This window comes from Psychrobacter sp. 2Y5, from assembly GCF_051847375.1.
Classification (GTDB): domain Bacteria; phylum Pseudomonadota; class Gammaproteobacteria; order Pseudomonadales; family Moraxellaceae; genus Psychrobacter.
On sequence record NZ_JBPYDA010000013.1, the window covers coordinates 1 to 22,139 of the forward strand.

General features: G+C 42.2%; 20 protein-coding genes, 1 tRNA gene and 1 pseudogene. 13 read left to right on the forward strand and 9 right to left on the reverse strand.

Going from position 1 to position 22,139, the window contains the following annotated elements:
* Positions 1-168: 168 nt before the first annotated feature.
* From ACS8E3_RS11665 to ACS8E3_RS11680, 4 genes are all read right to left on the reverse strand, one after another.
* Entirely contained in the window at positions 169-912 is a 744-nt protein-coding gene (locus ACS8E3_RS11665; protein WP_439244382.1) for an amino acid ABC transporter ATP-binding protein, read from the reverse strand.
* A 47-nt stretch (positions 913-959) separates the two neighbouring features.
* Complete coding sequence (locus ACS8E3_RS11670; protein ID WP_439244384.1) at positions 960-1,697, reverse strand: amino acid ABC transporter permease; 738 nt, start codon at positions 1,695-1,697, stop codon at positions 960-962.
* Positions 1,697-2,530: an amino acid ABC transporter substrate-binding protein gene (locus tag ACS8E3_RS11675; RefSeq protein ID WP_439244385.1), complete on the reverse strand. Its 834-nt coding sequence runs from the start codon at positions 2,528-2,530 to the stop codon at positions 1,697-1,699. Before ACS8E3_RS11675 ends, ACS8E3_RS11670 begins: the two co-directional genes overlap by 1 nt.
* Before the next feature lie 297 nt (positions 2,531-2,827).
* A complete protein-coding gene (locus tag ACS8E3_RS11680) occupies positions 2,828-3,418 on the reverse strand; it encodes a PepSY domain-containing protein (protein WP_439244386.1) in 591 nt (196 codons plus the stop codon).
* A 285-nt stretch (positions 3,419-3,703) separates the two neighbouring features.
* Between ACS8E3_RS11680 and ACS8E3_RS11685 the strand changes: the two genes are divergently transcribed.
* Positions 3,704-4,558: a hypothetical protein gene (locus ACS8E3_RS11685; RefSeq protein ID WP_439244387.1), complete on the forward strand. Its 855-nt coding sequence runs from the start codon at positions 3,704-3,706 to the stop codon at positions 4,556-4,558.
* Positions 4,559-4,831: 273 nt separating this feature from the next.
* Here ACS8E3_RS11685 and gdhA read toward each other — a convergent pair whose 3' ends face one another.
* Positions 4,832-6,178, reverse strand: a complete 1,347-nt coding sequence (gene gdhA, locus ACS8E3_RS11690) for an NADP-specific glutamate dehydrogenase (protein WP_439244389.1) — start codon at positions 6,176-6,178, stop codon at positions 4,832-4,834.
* A 792-nt stretch (positions 6,179-6,970) separates the two neighbouring features.
* Between gdhA and ACS8E3_RS11695 the strand changes: the two genes are divergently transcribed.
* From ACS8E3_RS11695 to ACS8E3_RS11725, 7 genes are all read left to right on the forward strand, one after another.
* Positions 6,971-7,333 carry a roadblock/LC7 domain-containing protein gene (locus tag ACS8E3_RS11695; protein WP_010201036.1) on the forward strand — a complete coding sequence of 121 codons (363 nt, stop codon included), beginning with the start codon at positions 6,971-6,973 and terminating at the stop codon, positions 7,331-7,333.
* Positions 7,334-7,418: 85 nt separating this feature from the next.
* Positions 7,419-7,913, forward strand: coding sequence for a PAS domain-containing protein (locus ACS8E3_RS11700; RefSeq protein WP_439244391.1), 495 nt, complete (start codon positions 7,419-7,421; stop codon positions 7,911-7,913).
* A gap of 3 nt (positions 7,914-7,916) precedes the next feature.
* Positions 7,917-8,666, forward strand: a complete 750-nt coding sequence (locus tag ACS8E3_RS11705; protein WP_439244392.1) for a PhnD/SsuA/transferrin family substrate-binding protein — start codon at positions 7,917-7,919, stop codon at positions 8,664-8,666.
* Positions 8,667-8,729: 63 nt separating this feature from the next.
* On the forward strand, positions 8,730-9,356 hold the full coding sequence (locus tag ACS8E3_RS11710) for a hypothetical protein (protein WP_439244394.1): 627 nt from the start codon (positions 8,730-8,732) through the stop codon (positions 9,354-9,356).
* A 70-nt stretch (positions 9,357-9,426) separates the two neighbouring features.
* A complete protein-coding gene (locus tag ACS8E3_RS11715) occupies positions 9,427-10,059 on the forward strand; it encodes a hypothetical protein (RefSeq protein WP_439244395.1) in 633 nt (210 codons plus the stop codon).
* A gap of 453 nt (positions 10,060-10,512) precedes the next feature.
* Positions 10,513-11,175, forward strand: a complete 663-nt coding sequence (locus ACS8E3_RS11720) for a class I SAM-dependent methyltransferase (RefSeq protein ID WP_439244397.1) — start codon at positions 10,513-10,515, stop codon at positions 11,173-11,175.
* 136 nt (positions 11,176-11,311) lie between these two features.
* A tRNA-Val gene (locus tag ACS8E3_RS11725) sits at positions 11,312-11,388 on the forward strand.
* A 219-nt stretch (positions 11,389-11,607) separates the two neighbouring features.
* On the opposite strand, the gene ACS8E3_RS11730 is transcribed toward ACS8E3_RS11725, so the two are convergent.
* Positions 11,608-11,745 carry a helix-turn-helix domain-containing protein gene (locus tag ACS8E3_RS11730; RefSeq protein WP_439244399.1) on the reverse strand — a complete coding sequence of 46 codons (138 nt, stop codon included), beginning with the start codon at positions 11,743-11,745 and terminating at the stop codon, positions 11,608-11,610.
* 231 nt (positions 11,746-11,976) lie between these two features.
* On the opposite strand from ACS8E3_RS11730, the pseudogene cas1f reads away from it, so the two are divergent.
* The 4 genes and pseudogenes from cas1f to ACS8E3_RS11750 all read left to right on the forward strand — a co-directional run bounded on the left by cas1f (position 11,977) and on the right by ACS8E3_RS11750 (position 17,382).
* Positions 11,977-12,972: pseudogene (gene cas1f / locus ACS8E3_RS11735) on the forward strand (type I-F CRISPR-associated endonuclease Cas1f).
* Positions 12,973-15,000 (forward strand): type I-F CRISPR-associated helicase Cas3f, encoded by a 2,028-nt coding sequence (gene cas3f, locus ACS8E3_RS11740; RefSeq protein WP_439244401.1) that lies wholly within the window; start codon positions 12,973-12,975, stop codon positions 14,998-15,000.
* Positions 15,001-15,448: 448 nt separating this feature from the next.
* Positions 15,449-16,495, forward strand: coding sequence for a hypothetical protein (locus ACS8E3_RS11745; protein WP_439244402.1), 1,047 nt, complete (start codon positions 15,449-15,451; stop codon positions 16,493-16,495).
* A 452-nt stretch (positions 16,496-16,947) separates the two neighbouring features.
* Complete coding sequence (locus ACS8E3_RS11750) at positions 16,948-17,382, forward strand: ACP-like domain-containing protein (protein WP_439244403.1); 435 nt, start codon at positions 16,948-16,950, stop codon at positions 17,380-17,382.
* Positions 17,383-17,572: 190 nt separating this feature from the next.
* Here ACS8E3_RS11750 and ACS8E3_RS11755 read toward each other — a convergent pair whose 3' ends face one another.
* Both ACS8E3_RS11755 and ACS8E3_RS11760 read right to left on the reverse strand, forming a co-directional pair.
* The gene (locus ACS8E3_RS11755) at positions 17,573-17,968 is read right to left on the reverse strand and encodes a hypothetical protein (protein WP_439244405.1); all 396 of its coding nucleotides are present in this window, start codon (positions 17,966-17,968) and stop codon (positions 17,573-17,575) included.
* 161 nt (positions 17,969-18,129) lie between these two features.
* Positions 18,130-19,251 (reverse strand): Fic family protein, encoded by a 1,122-nt coding sequence (locus ACS8E3_RS11760; RefSeq protein WP_439244407.1) that lies wholly within the window; start codon positions 19,249-19,251, stop codon positions 18,130-18,132.
* Positions 19,252-19,741: 490 nt separating this feature from the next.
* Here ACS8E3_RS11760 and ACS8E3_RS11765 point away from each other — a divergent pair, with 490 nt between their 5' ends.
* Positions 19,742-20,638, forward strand: coding sequence for a 3-hydroxyacyl-CoA dehydrogenase (locus tag ACS8E3_RS11765; protein WP_439244408.1), 897 nt, complete (start codon positions 19,742-19,744; stop codon positions 20,636-20,638).
* A 168-nt stretch (positions 20,639-20,806) separates the two neighbouring features.
* On the opposite strand, the gene ACS8E3_RS11770 is transcribed toward ACS8E3_RS11765, so the two are convergent.
* The gene (locus ACS8E3_RS11770) at positions 20,807-22,009 is read right to left on the reverse strand and encodes a globin domain-containing protein (RefSeq protein ID WP_439244410.1); all 1,203 of its coding nucleotides are present in this window, start codon (positions 22,007-22,009) and stop codon (positions 20,807-20,809) included.
* Positions 22,010-22,139 lie beyond the last annotated feature (130 nt).

Genomic DNA, 22,139 nt, shown 5'->3' on the forward strand with positions numbered 1-22,139 from the left:
AAGGACTGAGTCCTGTGCAATACAGAACTCAGTCCTTGTTATAAAATAAACCGTCCAACATTTGGGGGTCAGTTCAACCATGACACCACAGTTGGGGCTTTATTTTGCTTAAAATTTAAGGCTGGTGCTATAGAGATTTGATAGATGATTTGAATGGCTGTAAATCTATTACTGCTCAATACGCTGCAAAAACGCTTGCGTGCGCGGATGGGTCGATAGCTCAAACATCTGCTTAGCGCTGCCCTCCTCAACCACATAACCATCTTCAATTAACACCACATGATCAGCGACATCGCGAGCAAAATTAATCTCATGAGTGACCACTACCATCGTCCAGCCTTCGCTTGCTAGCTGTTTCATAGTCTCAAGGACATCTTGTACTAGCTCAGGATCGAGTGCTGAGGTCGGTTCATCAAACAATAATAACGACGGCTCAATTGCTAAAGCGCGGGCAATGCCAATGCGCTGCTGCTGACCACCCGATAACTGAAACGGATAGAGATCCGCTTTGTCCGCTAGCCCCACCTTTTTGAGCAAAGCTAAAGCTTGGGTTTGCGCGTCTGCCTTAGAAGTCCCTTGCACTACTGTCGGCCCTAACATCAAGTTCTGTAGTGCGGTCTTGTGCGGGAATAGATTATAAGACTGAAACACCATACCAGATTTGCGCTGCAGGGCTAATAGCTTTTTCTTATTTGGCTTAGCACTGAAATCTACCGTCAAGCTCTCATCATCAAAAGCGATGATTCCTTGATCCGGAATCTCTAACGCATTGATACAGCGCAAAAAGGTAGTTTTTCCTGACCCTGATGGTCCTAAAATCACCACGACCTTACCTTTATGAATGGTCAAATCGATGCCTTTTAACACTTGATTAGTACCAAAGGCCTTGTGAATATTAGTGATTTGAATCATAGAGACGTTCCGTTTATAAATAGAAAAACTGGCATTTGGCTGTTAAGTTATTTTGCTACATAGCGATCGAGGCGCGTCTCAAGCTTACCTTGGATAAAGGTCAAAAACAGACAAATCCCCCAATAGATAAACGCCGCTTCGGTATATACCAGCATAAACTCATAATTACGCGCGGTGATGATCTGTGCTTGTTTAAATAGCTCTGTGACCAGTACTAATGACGCTAATGACGTGTCTTTTACTAAACTAATAAAAGTATTGGACAACGGCGGTACCGACACCCGTAATGCTTGCGGCAAAATCACATGACGAAAGGTCTGCAAATACGTTAAGCCTACTGTCGAGCCCGCTTCCCACTGGCCTTTTGGAATCGATAAAATAGAGGCGCGCACGGTTTCTGAAGCATAAGCGCCGATATTTAAGGAAAACGCAATAATCGCTGAGGGAAAGGGGTCGAGCTTGACACCCACACTCGGCAGACCATAAAAGATAATAAATAGCTGCACAAGCATCGGTGTACCACGAATGGCCGACACATAAATACGCGCAAGTCGATAAATCACCTCATGGAACCAGCCAGCACGCGGTACGATACGAATCAGCGCCACTATAAGCGCAATACCCATACCGATGGCAAACGATATCAACGCCAGCGGTATCGAATAATAGATACCGCCTTTGAGCATTGGCCAAAATGAATTGATAACGATTTGCGCCCGATCAGGGCTCATAAACGGCAATAATGCCAATAAATCAGCTAACACCGACGTTATAGAAGCTAGCATTATTTTTGTTGGCTTATATCAGCGCCAAAGAACTCTTCGCTAAGCTTAGTCAAGGTGCCATCTGCTTGTAAAGCGCTCATTGCCTCATCTAGCTTATCGACCACTTGCTCATTGCCTTTGAGCAAAATGAGCCCTGAGCCGCGTAGCTCGCTTGCAGGCGCGACAAGCTTGATCTCAAGGCCACTATCTGGGAATTTTTTGAGATAATCGAGTACCGCTAGATTATCATTCATGGTAAAGTCAGCGCGGTCTTGTTTGACCAGTTGAATCGCTTGCGCCATACCCTCGACTGGGATAATTTCAGCCCCATAACGATCTGCTAGCTCTCCATAATTACTACCTAATGATTGTGCCGAACGCAACCCTTTTAATGCCTCCCATGCACTATAGCGGTTATCGTCAGTTTGCGCTAACACTACGGCCCCTGACCAACTATAAGGCGTCGCAATATCATATTTGGCTTCGCGCTCAGGCGTGGTAAGGCTCACTTGGTTGGCCACCATATCGAAACGCTTAGAGTCGAGCCCTGCTAGCATCGCATCCCACTGAGTTTCTTTAAACTCGACATCGACGCCAAGTTTGTCAGCGACCGCGCGGGTGACTTCGACATCATAGCCGGTCAGCTTACCGCTTTGATCATGATAGGTAAATGGCGGATAAGTGCCTTCGGTACCGACATTGATAGTGCCGCCGTTATTGATACGTTGTAGTAGTTCTGAGCCACCCTCAGAACTACTATCGGCATTGTTCGCCGTTTCGTCGGTTGTAGATTGGCTACAGGCCGCTAGCAATACAGTGCTAGCAGCTAAAGTTAATAAAGCAAGGCGTTTCATAGGATTTCCTTAAGTTACAAATTAAATAAGTTACAAATTAACAGTTATTATTGTCATTGCGATTGGTTACGACTAGTTTAACTTGGCTCGGTAAGAATTGGGCAAAAAAAACGTACAAAAATAGTGAGCAGAAGTCAGAAGGTTGAGGCACAAAGCAAAATTACAAGAGTAGCTAGTGATGATGGAGCAAGCAAGCTTTATATTTTTGAGTCTGCCATATATAAAAAGCCCCAATCAGTGATTGAGGCAAGGTGACAGTATTCTTTAAAAATACTAAGGTCTATAAATAAAGGTCGATTATTTTTTTACTTTACGCGCAAACTCTCTACCCGTTTCAGCATCTATTTTGAGCTCAATAATTTGATTATCTCTGAGCATATCGACCTCAAAATAGCTAGGATGATCAGCATAGTCACGGTCGTTTTTGAACTCTACTTCTAGCACGCGGCTATTAGCTTGTTTTTCGATAGTATTGATAACCCCCATAACGCTTATTTTTGCGCGGCGTTGACTGTTATAATCATCGACATCGCCACTATCTAAGCTATCGGTATCTAGCTCAACGACCTGGCCAGTGATAGCATCCACTTTGATTTCATACTCAGTAGCACCGTCACTAAACTCCAGCTCATAAACCCCACCACCACTTTGAGAGTCACTGTCATCGTCATCAAACTCGGCATCCACTAAGATACCTTTAGCTTGTTTATTAGCAATATCGACAGCTTGCTTTAGGGTTATTTTCGTAGCTTGCGCGGCGCGTATTTCGTCATTGATATCGGCATAAGATACCGTACTGACAGCACCTATCGCTAATGCCAAAGCCAATCCGGATCCTAGCCCAGATCCTAACTTAGTGACTTTAAACTTTTCGAAATGTTTCTTCATTGCTTTCTCCTTATTAGTATTAAGGTGTTACTGGTAGCATAACGTTTTTTAGAGGAGAGTTTCAAAGCAAAAAAGTAGCGTAATGTATCACTCCTGTTTAGGGTTTAAGAGAAATATTAGCTCTGCAGTTGGCTGCTGCTTCATGCTAGTAAATGCTATAATAACGCACCCGTTTAAGGCTTTTATCACTGATTGTTCGACAAGCAGTCAAGCGAAATATCTGCATAATCTGAATCAGAACCTCTACTCCCTTTTATGTCTTTACCTCTAAGAACCAAGTCCGTTATGCCCCCCTTACCAGACTTATTTTATGATAATCCTGTCAGCTATGACGTTAATAATAACAACTCTAAGCTGCACCTAAATGATAGCGATAATGCAGACATCTCGATGTTGGCATATGAAAGCTTGCCTGCAACGATACAAAAGGCACTTTTGAGCCAAAATCGCTTGGTCATTATTGCCAATAACCCGTCGATTACTATCGAAACGTTAGAGCAAACACTTCAGCCTACCGATATCCTCGTGCTGTTCAATGATTTCATTCACGCTGACTTTTTTGCTACTCATATACTTGCCAAAACCTTACCCAAACTGTTATTTTTCAGGCAGATTGGCGATAGTAGATTGCATTTCGGCCTGCCCCCAAGGAGCAATAATTTGATCGCTGTTGAGCAGATGGCGCAGCAGGCTACTTTGGGGATTTTTGTTAGTAATATCAGTTATCAGTTTCCCACCCCTGCTGATGATCCTAAGCCGAATGATGATCCTATTAGCGAAGAGCGGGTCTTGAATATTGCTAATGATTTAAAGGTTATCTTTAATAACGCTGAGCATTGCCGCGTATTATCCGAGCAGCATCCTGTGGTCGCCGACTATCCGAGTTTTGCCGACATTCATTCTTCTGCACCAACCTCTGGTTTTTTGCTGTATCGATTGCTATTGGCGGCTCGCAAATCAGTGCAGCGCTTGCAGAGTATAAATAACCCACAGAAGAGGATTGCGCCTTTAGAGATATTGCTGCTTGGCTTTAATGATGACGATAAGACAGCGCACTTTTGGGAAGGTCATAATTGGGCTTTCGAGCGTCAAGAGCTAGCAGCGCCGCCTATCGGGGTGGAGATTATTCGTCAGTATTAGGGTTAAAGTTTAGAATTGAGAGATTGCAAAAAATGCTCACTTGTCTCATTAGTTGTCTTAGCGAGCGCTGTCTACAAAGACGCTTAATCACTTTTTAAAATAAATTTTTCGTGCATTCATATTAGTCTAGACACAACCTAAAGTTAAAACTGACCAGCCAAACTCTAAACAAAAAAATACCGCGTTCAGCTGATAAAAAAGCCAAACGCGGTATTTTGCTATATATACCTATCTAAGCAAGCCCGTAGATAACAGGCTTACTCTAATCGACTATTAGTTCAAGATGCCATAAGCACATAACGCATCGGCGACGCGCTTAAAGCCAACGATGTTTGAGCCGGCCATATAGTCGATGTAGCCATTATCGGTCTGATTATATTTATCAGAGGCAGAAGCGGCGCAGTCATGGATATCTTTCATGATGTTTTTTAAGCGCGTATCAATTTGCTCAAAGGTCTTGTACTGACGTACAGAGTTCTGTGACATCTCAAGCGCTGATACCGCAACGCCGCCAGCATTAGCCGCTTTACCTGGCGCATAATGGACGCGGTGGTCACGGATATGATCGATCGCTTCGGCAGTGAGTGGCATGTTCGCGCCTTCCACTACGTACTTGATACCATTGTCGACCATCATCTTGGCATCGTCTTCATCGACTTCGTTTTGCGTCGCTGAAGGAATAGCGATATCGCCTTTGATATGCCAAGGCTTTTTGCCTTCAAACCACTCACCGCCGAACTTATCGACATAATCAGCCAAAGGCTTGCTTTGATCTTTTTGCTTCTTCAGCCAGTCGATCTTTTCTTGATCGAAGCCTTTTTCATCATACAGCGTGCCTTTTGAGTCAGAGACAGTGATGGCTACGCCGCCAAGCATACAGACCTTTTCAGCTGCGTGTAGCGACACATTGCCCGCGCCAGTTATCAGTACTTTTTTGCCTTCGATACTCTCGTTTTGTACTTTGAGCATGTTTTCTAAAAAATACACCGCGCCGTAACCTGTGGCTTCGGTACGCATCAAGCTACCACCGAAACCCACACCTTTACCGGTCAACACACCGCTATATTCATGAGTCAAGTTCTTATACATTGCAAACATGTAGCTGACTTCGCGGCCGCCTACGCCGATATCGCCGGCGGGGACATCCATATCTTTACTGACGTAGTGATGGAGCTCGCGCATAAAGGCGTAGCAAAAACGGCGAATCTCACTTTCAGTTTTACCCTTAGGGTCAAAATCAGAACCGCCTTTACCGCCGCCAATAGGCAGACCAGTCAAAGCGTTTTTAAAGATTTGCTCAAAGCCTAAGAACTTGAGTACCGATTGGTTGACGGTAGGATGAAAGCGTACGCCGCCTTTATATGGGCCTAGCGCATTACTAAACTGTACTCGCCAGCCGCGGTTAACTTGTACCTCTCCTTTATCATTCTCCCAGTTAATACGAAAGGCAATAATACGATCAGGCTCTACCAAACGCTCAAATATTTTATTTTTTTCGTATTCAGGGTGGGCATCATATAAAGGAGCAATAGTAAGCGCAACTTCTTTTACGGCTTGCACAAATTCGGGTTGATGGGCATAACGGGCTTCAACTTTTTTGATGGCTTGACTGATACTCATATAGCGTCCTTAAAGTAGAGATGATGATCCTATAATTGACAATGGTATGGCAGGGTGATGCTATCGCCTGCTGCTATTCTCAGCGATGGGCTACCTATACCGATGTAGGATTGCAATTATTAGACTAAAAGAGGATTAAACACAGTGCCTATCTAGCTAGCTTCTGTATTGATATATATTCAAATTTGAATTCCAAATATAACTAAACTTGGCCAACTCATCTGCACTGCAACGAGTCCACTAAAGGCTCGATTTAGGAGACGTTTTGAGCGTCAGTTTGATGTCTAAAAGGATAAATTCACGTTTGTGACGTATCTATATATCATTTATTGGGCGTATAAGTCTAGTAAATAACGCCATCATGGGGAGTTATATTAGATCTTGACGGTCATCATTTCTTAGTAATGTCGTTAAAGGCGCAGCTGACAAGCGGGTCTCCACCATTATGACCAAGTTAGCACTAATGATCTCAAAGTTTGCAATATAACGTCAGAATACGGGGCAAAACGATAATCATCGTTGCAGATCATCTAGATAGTCAGCCACTAATACTAGTTTTTATCATTATAGCTGTCAATATTATAGCTAGGTTACTGGCAATTAAAGTATATGTAAGCTTATGAAAGGTCTATAACAGAGGATAAAAGGTAAAAAAACCTCGGATATTAATATTTACAGGCTACTAATCTATATCAATAATAATAGTAAGGGTTTATAATACTCAGTCTAGCTTACGATATTATTTATCTTTTATTTAACGTTTATTTCATTACCAATTGTAGAGAAAAAGTTATGCGTACAGATTCATTCCAACAAATCTTGGAAGACCTAAATAGCTCATCAGCAGACGTCGAAGCATCAGCGCTAATCTCCAACGATGGCCTTATGATAGCTTCAGCATTACCGACTGGCGTTGACGAAGACCGTGTCGGCGCTATGTCTGCAGCTCTGTTGTCGCTAGGTGACCGTGCGGGACGTGAGCTTGCCCGTGGCAGTATCGATCGCATTATGATTCAGGGCGAAAAAGGCTATGTCATTATGACTTCCTCCGGTGACGAGGCGGTATTAACGATTATGGCAAAACCCAATGCTAAGCTTGGCCTGATATTTTTGGACATCAAGCGTGCCTCAGAAGCGCTAGCCAAACTGATCTAACGGTTAACTTTAGTATTTATCAATTTCAATACCTGCCACAATAATTACGACATAACTATGATTAGGCTAAATAAAGGAGATTGCTATGGGTGCTTCCCTACCAGATGCCAATAAGCCAGATACTACTGCTGAACCCATCACCATGACTTATCACGACGGATCATCGCGCGTCATCTATGATACTGGGATTGAACGCCCTTATCCGGATGGCAAGCTTATCGTCTCACGTACCGATTTGGCGGGTCATATTACCCACGTCAACGATGCTTTTGTTGAGATCAGTGGTTATGATATCGACGAGTTAATCGGTAAACCGCATTATATTTTGCGTCACCCTGATATGCCAAAAGCGGCCTACAAAGATCTATGGAATACCGCTGAGGCAGGGCAAAAATGGCATGGCTATGTGAAAAATTTATGTAAAGATGGTAGCCATTATTGGGTCTATGCCACCGTTGTACCGAATGTTCGCCGCGGTGAGACCGTTGGCTATACCTCAGTGCGCCGTAAACCATCACGTAGCAAAATCGAAGCCGCCACTACGCAATATGCACAAATGAAACAAGATGAGGAAGGTTAAATCATGACGACACACAATATGTTAATCGCCCCTGATTTTTCACCTGAGCGTTTTGCAGGCTGGCATATGCTCAACACTTTGATCCAAAAACGTGCCAACATCAATATGCATCTCAATATGCCAGCGGCTCATGCCGAGCAAGAAGATCTCATCGCTCAAGGCGACATCCAGGTCATTTATGCCAATCCCTTCGATGCCGCTACCCTCATTCGTGAGCACGGCTACCGCGCTGCTGCGCGTCCAGTCGGCAAATCAGACGAGATGGTCATTGCCGCAGCGAGTAATGGTGAGATTAGCAGTCTAGAGCAAGTTACTGCGGGTATGGCAGTCACGATGGCTGATAATCGCGATGTCAAACTGATTGGCCTACGTTTGCTCGAAGCGGTCGATATTATGGAGCCTGATCTCAACTGGGATATTACTGAGACTTATCAAGCAGCGGCGCGTAAAGTCATCAAAGGCGAGGCGCAAGTAGGATTCTTTTTGGCCGAGATCTTTCATAGCTTCTCACGTCTCACTAAAGCTCAACTCTCGGTGCTGATCGAGAGCGACTTGGCGGATATCAGTCATGTGCTGCTCATCAAGGAAGGCTTTGCTGATAGCCAAATACTGATGGATGCTATCTTAAACTTACATAAGGATGAGGATGGCAAAGAGGTGCTGACGGAGCTCGGTATGGCGCAAGGGTTTGAGGCGATGAGTGAAGAAGACGGCGAGTTTATGATAGATCTGATGGAAACCTTGCTTGATTAGTTTAGTTTTTGCACTTTTGCCTTGTTGATATTCATACTTTTGATTACTGCTTAGGATATGGCTATGAGTGACCTCACCACCACCCCGATGCAAGAAGCGACTGCTCGTCATGATTTTCGCTTTTATTCGCGTAAGATATTTTCTGCGCCTAATAATCGCTATTACCATGAGCAGCGGATCAACGCCGCCTTGCTCCTCAAAGAAAAAGAGCCGCTACAAGGCGCTGTCGCTGACTTTTTTTATGGCTGTTGGTACGACATTCCTTATGATGTTGAGGATATATTTATCCGTATCCAGAACCGCTTGCATCCGCAAATAGAGCGAGCGTTTCGCAACTGTATCAATAAGATCGATTATATTAGGCATAGTAGCGAGTTTGCAACGCGCTGGAGCGTACTGATTACTCCTTCACTCAACGTCGATACGCACCGCTTGCGTATTAGTAGCGACGACGCGAAAGAGATCGCTAAGAACATCACTATTGAGTTGATGAGCGCGCGCGATGAGGAGGATTGGAGCACTATTGAGCAGATAGAAAACGAGTTCTTCGCGCATTGCTTAGCTTGTAATGATCGTCTCGCCTTCTCTATCGTCTGGTTTCGTTTAGGTAAGAGTGACTGGCAGTTCGATCAGCGCTGGCAAAGCTGTCAAGAGCACTTAGAGCAAACCCAAGTAGCATCAGAAGCCTAGCTGCTGACTTAGCCCTTATCTTACTTTCTCATTTAGCTACTAGGTTAGCACTATTAATAAGGTTATCTTTATGTCTAGTATGTCCAGTTTTGCTCATGCCGAAAAAACCTATATCACTTTGACCCCGGCAGGCGTCTTTGAAGCCTTTTCACAACCTAAGCCTACTGCGATGCAACTTGCCCTACAAGCGCTGTTATCACACCGTGAGACTATGCTCGTTGCCGACTGGCTCGAAGCGTTTCCTGAGCTGTGGCTTGAGGGCTTCGTTGAGCAAGGTTTTATTGAAAAGCTTTCAACCTTTTTACCGGCGCCTAACCTACCGCTCGATCAGTTTTTGCCTTATGTCGTCGCCAGCTTATCTGGTAAACGCCGTGCCGCTATCGCCTCAGATGAAGGCTTTTGTCTAGCGCGGATTGGTTATAGTCAAGAAGAAGCGGATATGCTAAGTGTAGCCGCGGCAGATTTTTCAGGGTTTATGCTCAGGCAGCAGCAGCGCGGCTGGTCGCTTAATAGCCGTGCTATCTCGTTTTTTCAGCAAGTAGATCTGCTCATTCCTGAGACAAGCTTTGTGTTTTTGTGGATTGATAATGATGGTTATGCTGTCATCATCGATGGCGAGCCTTTAACCAATAATCGTGCCTTTGTTGAGCTGATTTGGGGTATCAAAACCTCAGGGCTAAAGTTTGAAACGACGGAAGCTTAAAGCCAGCTAACGTCTTTGCTATATTTGCCACACTTGCTATAAAAGCCTTGCGCCTTTCTATCCTTGAGTAGAGAGGTACAAGGCTTTTTGTTTTAGTGTCTAAAACCCTATTTCACCCTTACTTCCCAGCAGCCTTTTTAAAAAATTGTTTGTTTATAAAAACTTAGGCCAATAAATAGCGACAACTTGGCGCATAATAGGGCATACTGTCCTGACATCGCTTGCTTATTAGCAAGTAAAGCTACAGTTTTTTATAAATATCACTCCTACCCTGCTCCTTTACCATTATTAAAAGTGTTTTGTATTAACGGTTCTATTTAAGTTTTTATCCTAACTCATTCACCACTTTGAGTTTGATCACTAGGCATAGTGCAATACAACCTACTTTTACAGCTTGTTAAAAAACCTCCCTTTGCTCACCTATGCCCACTTACCCTCTGTTTAGGATACGCTATGACTACCCCTATGGATGTGCGCTTACGTTATCAGACGCTTGAGTTTGGCGATATGGATATTCATGTCTGCACCTTGCGTGACAATCAGGAATATAGCGATCCGGACGGTATAGCAGCGGCTTTGGGTATTTGCTCGGCCTCTTGGCCAATCTTTGGGGTGCTGTGGCCATCAAGCTTAGTACTGGCTCATCATATGCTAGAGTACGATATAGCAGGCAAACGCATCTTGGAAGTCGGCTGCGGTATGGCACTCTCAAGCTTACTACTCAATCATCGGCAAGCAGATATTACGGCGACAGATTATCATCCAGCAGTGCAGTATTTCTTAGACAAAAACGCTGAACTCAATGGCGACAAGCGCATAACCTTTGAGCGTTTAGAGTGGTCGGAGCATAAAGGTGACTTGGGTCTATTCGATACGATCATCGGTAGCGACTTGCTCTATGAAGATCCACACGTAGCGCTACTGGCGGGCTTTATTGGAAGACATTCCAAGCCGAATTGCGAGGTCATCATTGTCGATCCGGGACGAGGCCGGAAAAACAAAATCATCGCTAAGATGGAAGAACAAGGGTTTAGCAGTCAACAGCAAAAACCTATAGATACGATCTATTTAGAACAGCCTTTTAAGGGACACTTATTGACTTTTTTGCGTCAGTAAGTGGTCTGATTACTTTGCTATAACGCAAATATACCCTTGGGAAACTAGCGAAAAAAGTATTTATCTAAATATCCTGCAATTATTGTAATAAAAGCTTGCAAAGTCTGAAAAACTTGCTAAAATGCTCAACCTAAATAGGCGTATAGCTCAGTTGGTTAGAGCGCTACCTTGACATGGTAGAGGTCGCTAGTTCGAATCTAGTTACGCCTACCAGATTCGAAAGCCCCAATCTTTTTGATTGGGGCTTTTTTTATGCCTGTAATATAAGGGCTGTGGCGAAAATACAACATTTGGAATCTCTATTATTACTCTTGTTAAGCCCTCTATTAAAATGATCAAAAAATTGATGGTGACCAAAACGTGACTAGAGCTCAAAGGCTATTAGAATTAAACCTCTCTTTTTGACCTCTACTCTAAATTTTGAATAAAGATCTATTTCTTAAAGCTTTCTGCTTTATTTTCTTCTACATATTCAAAAATATCTCCTACCCCTACTTCTAAGTATTCACAAAGTTTATCTATAGTGTCGAAATCAATTCTTGATGACTGATCATTATATATCTTATGCAAAGTTGTTTGGGCGCTTGGTTTTGCGATGGGTGTATCAGCTTTTTTGGTGGTCAGATTACTGTAAGTAAATAGACTAATAAGTATAACTAATTACCAGATAACTTAGGTTATCTGGTTTCGCATTCAATTAACTAGCGACATCTACTGTCGTTTTAAATATATTATTAATTGTTTTACGAACAAAGTTCCGCTAAAGTTGATGACATACTTTTCTTGTCAGACGGAACTATTATGGCAAAACCTAGCAATCCTTATACCGATAATAGTTTCGCCTCCTCCGATCTAAAAACCATTTTGCACTCCAAACGTGCCAATATCTACTATCTCTCACACTGCCGCGTCATGCAAAAAGATGGGCGCGTGCTGTATCTGACTGAAGATGATAAAGCCAATCTCTACTACAACATTCCTATCGCTAATACCACTTCTATTTTGCTCGGTACGGGCACCTCCATCACCCAAGCTGCGATGCGTCTGCTCTCGCAAGCAGGCGTATTAGTAGGCTTTAGCGGTGGTGGCGGATCGCCCTTGTTTATGGCTGCCGAGCGTGAAGTCTATGTCGAGTGACTGACGCCGCAAAGCGAGTATCGACCGACTGAGTACGTGCAAGGTTGGCTCAGTTGGTGGTGGGATGACGACAAGCGCCTCGCTGCCGCTAAAATGCTACAACATGCGCGTTTGGCTTACTTACAAGCGATTTGGAGTAAAGATGTCGATCTTAAACGTCAAGGATTTGATAGCAATCGTGATGATATCAAATCCTTAATCGCGAACAATATTCGCCAAATTGATAAGCAAATGGAGGTCATGCATTTATTGCAGTTAGAGGCACGCCTGACCAAAAACTTATATAAACTCGCGGCAAAAAATACCGGCTATGACGGCTTTACCCGCGAGCATGATGGTATCGATAAGGCCAATGATTTTCTTAATCATGGAAATTATCTCGCTTATGGTCTAGGCGCTACGACGGCTTGGACACTGGGTATTCCGCATGGCTTTGCAGTCATGCATGGCAAAACAAGACGCGGCGCATTAGTGTTTGATATTGCCGATATTATCAAAGATGCCCTCGTGCTACCCCTCGCCTTTATTTGTGCTAGCGAAAATATGAGTGAGCAAGAGTTTCGCCAAGAGTGCTTAAACTTATTTACCAAACATCATGCACTGGATTATCAGTTTGAGGTGGTTAAACAGTTGGCGATGACCAAAAGCTGGGAGATATAAATGATTGTCACTTTTGTCTCTCAGTGTGAGAAGAAATCGCTGAAACGCACTCGTAGAATTTTAGATGCTTTTGCCAATCGGATTGGTGATAACGTTTGGCAGACGGCGATTACCGAGGATGGGTTACAGACGGTTAAGCAGCTGCTACGCAAGTCAGCGACCAAGTCTACAGCGGTGAGCTGTCATCGTAATAAAACGCGCCAGCTGACAGAATTGGTTTGGATAGTAGGTAATAAGCGGCGGTTTAATGAGGTGGGTGTGGTTCCTGTGAACCGTACCAAGCGTAATATCTTACATAGTGAATGGGAAAATGAATGGACGTATGTTAGCAGTATTCAAATCATCGCTACTATCGCCGCACTACTACATGATATTGGCAAGTCTACTAAAGGCTTCCAGAAAAAGCTCAAGGAAGGCAGCAAACAAGGCGATTCTTATCGTCATGAATGGATATCACTCAAGTTATTTGAATTGATGATCAAAGACTGCACCACAGATACTGCTTGGCTTGAGCGCATGATTGAGTTAAACAATTGGTTAGAGAGCCAAGACATAGAAAAGCTGCTGTCTACTACTAATCCAGACGATGTAAATATTCAAGCCATGCCACCACTCGCCCAGTGGGTTGCTTGGCTCATCGTCACTCATCATCGCTTGCCACCTGGCGATAAAGTATTTCATTCATTTACCGCCATTCAAAGAGCGCAGCTTGCAAACTCTCGCGAAAAGCGACCTTATAAACAAGATTTACAAGCGTTTTATCATCGCCTAGCACCTTTTGATTATTGGGTAAAAAACCCAAAATCGATTGATGAGATGACTCAAGCTCAATTAAAGTATTTTTGGCAATTTGAGCATTTAGTTATTAATAGTGCTGTTTGGCAAAAAAACATCAGACGCTGGAGTAAAAAAGCACTTAATGATCCTGCTCTGATGCAGCTTGGTCAGCAAGCAGTTGATGACAATAAAGCAATCAGTGACCCTTTTTTATTACATATATCCCGATTATGTTTAATGGTTGGCGATCATAACTATTCGAGTTTAAAAGAGGACGATAAACGCTGTATTAGTGTCGATAGTCAATTTAAAAAACTAGCTGCCAATACGGATCGGACTGCTAGCACACCTACTATTAAGCAATCACTAGAAGAGCACTTACTAGGAGTTGGTGCATTCACAGCACATTTTTGCCGAGCGCTGCCTATTATAGCCAGCGAAATGCCGTCATTGCGCAATCACGACCCACTAGCCAAGCCCACAGGTATTGATCGGTTTAAATGGCAGAATCAAGCTTTTAAGATGACTTACGGTTTGGCTGATACCACGCGCGAGCATGGTTTTTTTGGTGTCAATATGGCGTCAACTGGCGCAGGCAAAACCATTGGCAATGCTCGTATTATGTATGCCCTAGCTGACCCTAAAAAGGGCGCACGATTCACTATTGCGCTAGGACTGCGTATTTTAACTTTACAAACAGGTCTAAGCTTTCGCAAGGATTTAAAACTTGCAGGTGATCAATTAGCCATACTTGTAGGCGGTAGCGCTAATAAAAAGCTGTTTGAGATGGCATACGACAATAAATCTAGCGAATTCACCAATATCATCGGTGAATATCAAAAAGATGATGAGCCAGACCATGAGTCTGAAAGCTTTGGCAGTGAATCAAGTGCGGATTTATTAGATGAAATCGTTGATAGCGATATTGATTATCAAGACTATGAGGCGCTAAATCTCGATACCGTCATTGCCAGCCCGAAAGCGCGTGATTTGATCTTTGCGCCTATCGTGACCTGTACCGTTGATCATATTATTCAGGCGAGCGAGTGCAAACGTGGCGGTAAATATATCGCGCCTATGCTGCGCTTGCTCAGTAGTGATTTGATACTTGATGAACCAGACGACTTTGATCAAGCAGATTTACCTGCGTTATCAAGGCTTATGCACTTAGCAGGTCTGTTTGGTACGCGTGTCTTGCTATCATCTGCGACCTTGACGCCTGATTTGGTGACAGGTGTAGTGGTCAACTAATTTTAGACACCTGATAAGAGGTTTTATTAAAGTAACGTTTCTCTGTTTCAGCTGGTGATAGGGACACCTTGTTCGGCTTGTTTTAGGATATTAATGATTTGGTTGTCAGTAAAGCGTGTCTTTTTCATAGGATTCTCCTGCTGATATATTTTAGCAGTTAATCTCTATTTCTAAGTGTTCTTATTTATCGGAGGGAGGTTTACCGGCGCTACAATAAGCAAAGCATAGCTTTGAGATTGACTATAGATTAAGCTAGAAATGAACAAATCCTGCGAACCACTTTATTCTGAAACCATAACGCTGAATTTTCAGCTATTATTACTTGTCATCTATTAGGCGGAAACAAGCAAATGGGGTATGTTCCGTGTTTTGTAAATCTAAGTTATTAACCTGCAAAATATAAGCTATGGTCACAACTCACTCTATCAAATATATTGGACAGTACACGATGTACAACAAAAAAGTAAATATCAATAAGTGTCTAAACCCAATTTTATCTATATTGTCAGTTGCTGTACTTTCTACACTGTCATCAATGGCAATCGCTCAAAGCACACCTAACCAGTCCTTTAACGTATCAAGCGTTACTAATAGCTCAAAAAAAAATATCTCAAGCTGTGACATCTATAATGAAATTGAACAGTCTGAAACACCCATTGATCTGAATAGTGTCACACAAACGCCAAATGGTATCGAAGTTCATTCTAATGACTTAGATATTCAAGTGGAAGACTTTCAACCATGCAAAGCCAGTAACCCATTCAGTAGTGACAAAGAGGCTATTGCGCTGTATCAGCAACTTGAACACGGTTTAGACAAGATAGCGGAGATAATTATTCGTGATGTACCAGAAGGGTTCTCTAAATATAAAGGTTTAGATAATGAAGAACTTGACCAAATAATTCAAAACGCACAACTAGTAAAACAGCAAAAGCACAATCCAGACAAGTTCATAAACACATACATTTATATGGCGGTTTATAGTTATTTAGGCGAATTCGTACCTAAAGACGATGCTAAAGCTGTGCAGTATATGAGCTATGTGGTTGACTACTATCAATCTTTTAGCCCTGACGATGTATCACCATTACTTAATTATATGGTTGCGGTAGCAATCACGGAAAAACAAAGACATATCAGTGATAACAACCCTATTAATTTACAGCATGAGACTGAGAGTAGTGTTGAAGCCGTGACTGCTTATTTGCTATCCAAAGCAGGGCACTTAGACACGAAGGCTATATTAGTAAAGAGTTACATCAGTCGAATAAATAAAACGCTTGATGATTCCACGGTAGAAGTGATTCACCAACTACTTGACCCGAAACTTAAGGAACTCACACATCTTGCCGAGCAAGGAAGTTATGTTGCTACAAATGAATTGACAGAATTATATAAGGGGTTAAAGACCATTGATTTAGACTATGCCGAACAAGCAAGGCGTTGGGAAGATCGAGCTGACACTTTGCCTCAGCCAGATACTAGCTGGAATTAGTTGCTTTCACTGGTTCGGTACCCTAGTGAGGACTTGAATCTTCGACTGTAGGCTAATGGTATCAAAGGCTTTGCTCACTGGAACAATCACAGTGTACTTCATGGTGTACTTTTTGATGATGTTCGGAGATTCATTTATAGTAGAAGTAATGAATCAGTAAAAAATGTTGAAGGGTCATCTATAATCCATAAGGATTTTTTTCTACGAAAGTCAATAACCTTTATTTGAGCGTGTGACTACTATGCAAGGTTTACCTTCTACTAACAAAAAAGAAAATAAGTACGACAGCGAATAAGTGAATAGGCGATAAAATAGCCACTCTCTAGCGGTAAGCCCGTTTTTACGGTAGTGAAAGCGTTATAGAATAGAAGCATTGAAAAGTGTAACTTAGGAATCAGTTAAATCAAACTTCCCATTGATATCATTCTAAATAAAATAGAGCAAATAATAATATGAAAAAATTAACAACACTATTTTCTACAGTAGCTATCCTTTCTACTACGTTGGCTTCTGGTTCAGCCTTAGCTTCTTCAGATCAGGTTATGGATCCTGCAGCGGCTCATAAGGATGCAGTAAAAACTCGTCTCGTTCATTACACCTGTCAAGGCAATAGTAATATAGAAGTTACGTACGGTTTCAACAACGTTAACCATCCGACTTATGCCTCCGCTAAAATAAACGACAAAAAGCGTTTTATGCCTATCAACTACGAACAGACCGATAATATGGTGACCGTATTTGGTGATGATAATAACTTTAACATGATGACTGATAGCATGATAATCAACAATTATCATAAAGTGCCTGCTGCATTAGTTAACAGCCCTAGCGGTGAAATTTTATATAAAGATTGTAAGGTTGATTGGACTAAGAAATTAAAAGGCTAGATAAATAAAAAGCCAAAAAAAGCCCCTCATCGAGGGGCTTTTTTTCTACCAATACGACCAATCAAAACATCGTTTAAAATCATTTAGCATAAACTCTGTTGGGAGAATATGATCGATGCGCTATACAGGCATCGAACTGCTAGTGTTCGATATGAAATTAATAACTATAAAACACACGGCACAGATCACTTCAACATTCAAACAACATTTCTGCTTCTAAGCATGGTGTTTTACTTATAAGAATCATCCAATTAGTTAGTATTTTATAAAAGCTAGAAAAATTCATTGTTTCTTCTAGTTCTGTATCATCATAACCCCAATAAATTAATACTTCATCCTTTCTAACCTCTGCTCCCCAAGATTGCCCCCACATGTCATAAAAGTTCAAGCTTCCTTGTTTTACCTTTTTAATTTCTTTAAGCCCTTCATCCATCCAGTTTCCTAGATAGCTCAATCCAAGTCCTCCATCATCATTCAAGAGGTTAAAAATTAGTCCCTTTATATTTGAACTGTTTTCTAAAATTATACCTTCTGGATATAAATCTCCATTATTCCATCTATCAGTCCAAAACAACTTAACTAACATACTATTGTCCTTTTAAAAGGGTATACCCCAAGGGGACCATCCAAATAGGCCTAATAACTAATCAATAGGCCACTTAAAACAGACTGCTATACTGGAACCGCTTTTAATAGACTGCTTAGCTGATCTCACATAAATTCATATATCATCATATATGACGTCGACTATAAAATCAGCTCATAACTCCTGCTACGCCCTGAGGCAACAGACTTTTGCAGCATACCCTTGTCTACCAAATCATTGATATCACGTAATGCTGTATCGGCTGAGCACTTCATCATAGTCGCCCATTTCTTAGTCGTCAGCTTGCCATAAAAATCAGTGAGGAGAGTATTTAGCATTTTTACTTGGCGTGTGTTCAAGGCTTGCTCTCTATGTGTCTGCCAAAATTTTGCTTTACTAACTATCTTATCTGTCGTCTCTAGCGCTGATAGCAATGCTTGCTCTAGCGTTTGTAGAAACCAAGCTAACCACTTAGTAATATCAGTATTCCCTTTTTGCGTACGTTCTAATATCTTGTAGTAGTCATTGCGCTGTTTTAGAATCTGTGCGGACATGCTATAGAAGCGTTGATGACTCTCATCACTTTGCGCTAGCACTCTTTCCGTAATGGCACGGGTTAATCTTCCGTTTCCATCATCGAAGGGATGCAAGGTGACAAACCACAAATGAGCAACTCCCGCCTTCACCACCAGATCTAGATGGGATGACTCATCTTTTGGTGTGTTGAACCACAGCAAAAATTGCTCAAGCTCATGATCCAACCTATCTGCACTTGGCGCGACGAAATGCACTTGCTCTCGACCATAGCCTCCAGAGACGACTTGCATGGGCCCTTGACTATTATCACGAAGCGAGCCTGCCTTAATACGATAAAGCCCACTATAGCCATCTGGGAATAACGCTCGATGCCACCCTAATAAATCATCTAATAATAACGGCTTCTCATAGTGATAGGTTGACTCAAACATCATTGTCACCACCGCGTCTATCTCACGAGTAGCAGCAGGCATATTGCTATTATCTACCCCTAAATGCATGGCCACAGAAGAGCGTACTTGCTCGATATCTAATTCCTCCCCTTCTATCTCAGAGGTTTTAACGATCTCCAAAGTCACTGCATCAAGCTGAGCTTCGACATTTAAGTCAAATCCTAAAGTTGAGAGTTTACCAAGCAACCTTCCTTGTAATATTCGCACACGACTAACGAGCGGCAATAGCTCTTTATGCGACCACTGCCATTGAGTCCAGTCTGATCTTTCATGAATATAGGTAGTATGCTTCATCATCTTCTCAAAAGTATGCGGTGATTAATGTATTTATTCTCCGCATATTATGCATGTATTAAATAGTCTATTCAACGTATGATACTTTTGCACTCGTTTATTCAATCAAGTGCAGTACTAGCCAAAAGATACAAATACGATTTGGAAAACCACTATAAATTGATTTATTGAAGACAGAGTAGTGGTAAAAACACTATAAAATGTAGTGACCAAAATCGTGTTAAATTTTAATTTATATTCACAGTAATTACTTTTTAATGAACAAATAACAGCTATAACTCTTTAATATAAGTAGACACAGGTTAATAGTGATTTATGGCAGTTCGTTGACCTACTTTCTTTGATATAGTAGAGGTCGCTAGTTCGAATCTAGATACGCCTACCAGATTCGAAATCCCCAGTTTAACGACTGGGGATTTTTTTGTGTATGCTACATAAACTTGTCTATATAATAACTCTAAAATCATAGTCATTATTTCAAGGAGTCATTATGACGTATAAGAATGTAACTGTCGCAGGAAGCGGCGTCCTAGGCTACCAAATTGCCTTTCAAGCTGCATATCATGGCTTTAATGTCACGGTTTATGACATCAGTGATGAGGTTCTACAGCAAGCTAAGTCAAAGTTTGAGTGGATGTGCAAAGCTTTTAGAAAAGACCTGAGAGCGACCCAAGAGCAGTTGGATACAGCTTTTGACAATCTGAGCTACACCTCAGATCTTGCAGAAGCGGTCAAAGACGCTGATTTAATGATTGAAGCTATTCCTGAGATTCCAGAGATTAAAATCGAGTTTTATGAAAAATTGGCTAAACTTGCTCCAGAGAAAACGATATTTGCAACCAACACCTCAACCTTACTGCCGAGCCAGTTCGCTGAATCAACGGGGCGTCCTGCTCAGTTTTTAGCGCTGCATTTTGCTAATAAAATCTGGATGCATAACGTCGCTGAAATCATGGGACATCCTGGAACCGATCCTAAAGTATTTGATGAAGTCGTAGCCTTTGCAGCGGCAATAGGTATGGTACCGATGCCGCTATACAAAGAGCAACCCGGCTATATTATGAATAGTTTATTAGCGCCTTTTATAGACGCAGGCTTGCAACTACTCGCCAAAGAAGTGGCCGATCCACATACTATTGATAAGACGTGGATGATAGTGACAGGCGCGCCAGTAGGGCCGTTTGGTATCTTAGATACTATAGGGATTAACACCGCTTACAACATCACTAAAATGTCTGCTGAGAGGACTCAAAGCCCTGTAAGGTTTAAGGCGGTTAAGTACCTAAAAGAGCAGCTGATTGATCAAAATAAATTAGGCGCGGCAACTGGCGAAGGGTTTTATACCTATCCCAATCCTGCTTATATGAATCCTGACTTTTTAAAATAGTAGACCAATTCTTTACGCTAAGTACCTAACTAGTTAGTCTCTAGCTTTAGTAGCATTTATAAAGACTACTAAAGCTACTTATGCCAATATATCATTGGTCTTTATTGCCCCACTCTTTTGGCAATACTATCCCAAAAGAAATCGCAGGCTTTTCAAATTATGACAAAATCAAGACAGCTCTAAGCTCATTTTAGGACCGAACGGCTCATAATGAACACTATCTACGCCATGGTCGAGCGCCATCAGTCCATCGATCATACTCTCCATAAACGGCATTGAGCCACAGACATAAATATCAGCAGGCTGTGGTAACTTAGCAAGCCACGCCTCATTTAGTATTTGGTTAGAGTCAAAATAAAAAATATGCTTTTCAACGTTTTCAGCCGCTGCTAATAGCTCATCGACCTGCGTCTCGAACGCATGATGCGTCTGATTTTGACAAGCATAAACCCAAATAATAGGCCGCTTTGGATTGACCTTCACTTGCGTCTCCAGCATAGACAGGATGGGCGTGACGCCAACGCCAGCACTCATCAATACCAGAGGGATGTCGTTTTGCTGTCTTAGCTCCTGGTTCAGCGCAAAGTCGCCTGCAGGCGCGGACAATAAAATAGTATCGCCAACCTCCACCTCATCATGTAAATGATTGGAGACCAAACCATAATGCTCATTGCGATTGTCGCGTCTTACCGCAAACTGGATGCCTTTATCAGTACGGGTTGAATATAAAGAGTAATGACGTAGTGCAACATGATCACTATCTTTTGGGTCGGTTTTTACGGTGATGTATTGACCAGCAGTTAGGTTCAATTTGCTTAGATCGATCGATTGCTCGTTATTTTCTGTATCATCATTAACCGGAACGACAGTGAAGGCGGCGATGTCAGTAGCTGCAGCGCTCTTTTCGACGACTTTAAATGCTGCAAACCCTTCCCACATCTCTTGCTCATACATGTTTTTTTCGAGCTGAATAAAAACATCTGCAATCTCATCATACGCCTCAGTCCAAGCGTCAATAATATCGTCGTTGGCAGCCTCCCCGAGCACCTCTTTTATCGCGCCGATTAAGTGCTCGCCGACGATAGGATAATGCTCAGGCAGGATTTGTAGGGCGCGATGTTTATGACTGATTTGGGTCACTTGTGGTAGCAGCGTCTCTAATTTTTCGAGATGCTTTGCGGCCGCTAGAACCGTAGTTGCCAACGCCGTCTGTTGCCGACCTAGCTTTTGATTGGTCTCGTTAAAGATATCTAAGAGCTCTGGATGCTCATTAAACATGTTTTGATAGAACACCGTAGTGATAGCAGTGCCATGCTCTTCGAGGACAGGAACGGTTGCGGTTACAATTTCTATAGTTTTTGGTGAAGCCATTATATATCCTTAGTGGATTGCGCATTGAGGATTAAAAAATGAATACTACTATAAGATTCATTTTAAATGAATCTTATAGGATCGCTCGCAAAACGTCAACGCCAATTCCCATATTAATCACTATACAAAG

Bases quoted from the DNA above. Each gene is read 5' to 3' on its own strand.
- ACS8E3_RS11670 (WP_439244384.1), bottom strand. From the start codon at position 1,697: ATGCTAGCTTCTATAACGTCGGTGTTAGCTGATTTATTGGCATTATTG.
- ACS8E3_RS11750 (WP_439244403.1), top strand. From the start codon at position 16,948: ATGAAAAAATTAACAACACTATTTTCTACAGTAGCTATCCTTTCTACT.
- ACS8E3_RS11770 (WP_439244410.1), bottom strand. From the start codon at position 22,009: ATGGCTTCACCAAAAACTATAGAAATTGTAACCGCAACCGTTCCTGTC.
- ACS8E3_RS11760 (WP_439244407.1), bottom strand. From the start codon at position 19,251: ATGAAGCATACTACCTATATTCATGAAAGATCAGACTGGACTCAATGG.
- ACS8E3_RS11680 (WP_439244386.1), bottom strand. From the start codon at position 3,418: ATGAAGAAACATTTCGAAAAGTTTAAAGTCACTAAGTTAGGATCTGGG.
- gdhA (WP_439244389.1), bottom strand. From the start codon at position 6,178: ATGAGTATCAGTCAAGCCATCAAAAAAGTTGAAGCCCGTTATGCCCAT.
- ACS8E3_RS11665 (WP_439244382.1), bottom strand. From the start codon at position 912: ATGATTCAAATCACTAATATTCACAAGGCCTTTGGTACTAATCAAGTG.
- cas3f (WP_439244401.1), top strand. From the start codon at position 12,973: ATGATTGTCACTTTTGTCTCTCAGTGTGAGAAGAAATCGCTGAAACGC.
- ACS8E3_RS11755 (WP_439244405.1), bottom strand. From the start codon at position 17,968: ATGTTAGTTAAGTTGTTTTGGACTGATAGATGGAATAATGGAGATTTA.
- ACS8E3_RS11675 (WP_439244385.1), bottom strand. From the start codon at position 2,530: ATGAAACGCCTTGCTTTATTAACTTTAGCTGCTAGCACTGTATTGCTA.
- ACS8E3_RS11720 (WP_439244397.1), top strand. From the start codon at position 10,513: ATGACTACCCCTATGGATGTGCGCTTACGTTATCAGACGCTTGAGTTT.
- ACS8E3_RS11700 (WP_439244391.1), top strand. From the start codon at position 7,419: ATGGGTGCTTCCCTACCAGATGCCAATAAGCCAGATACTACTGCTGAA.
- ACS8E3_RS11745 (WP_439244402.1), top strand. From the start codon at position 15,449: ATGTACAACAAAAAAGTAAATATCAATAAGTGTCTAAACCCAATTTTA.
- ACS8E3_RS11705 (WP_439244392.1), top strand. From the start codon at position 7,917: ATGACGACACACAATATGTTAATCGCCCCTGATTTTTCACCTGAGCGT.
- ACS8E3_RS11710 (WP_439244394.1), top strand. From the start codon at position 8,730: ATGAGTGACCTCACCACCACCCCGATGCAAGAAGCGACTGCTCGTCAT.
- ACS8E3_RS11765 (WP_439244408.1), top strand. From the start codon at position 19,742: ATGACGTATAAGAATGTAACTGTCGCAGGAAGCGGCGTCCTAGGCTAC.
- ACS8E3_RS11695 (WP_010201036.1), top strand. From the start codon at position 6,971: ATGCGTACAGATTCATTCCAACAAATCTTGGAAGACCTAAATAGCTCA.
- ACS8E3_RS11715 (WP_439244395.1), top strand. From the start codon at position 9,427: ATGTCTAGTATGTCCAGTTTTGCTCATGCCGAAAAAACCTATATCACT.
- ACS8E3_RS11685 (WP_439244387.1), top strand. From the start codon at position 3,704: ATGCCCCCCTTACCAGACTTATTTTATGATAATCCTGTCAGCTATGAC.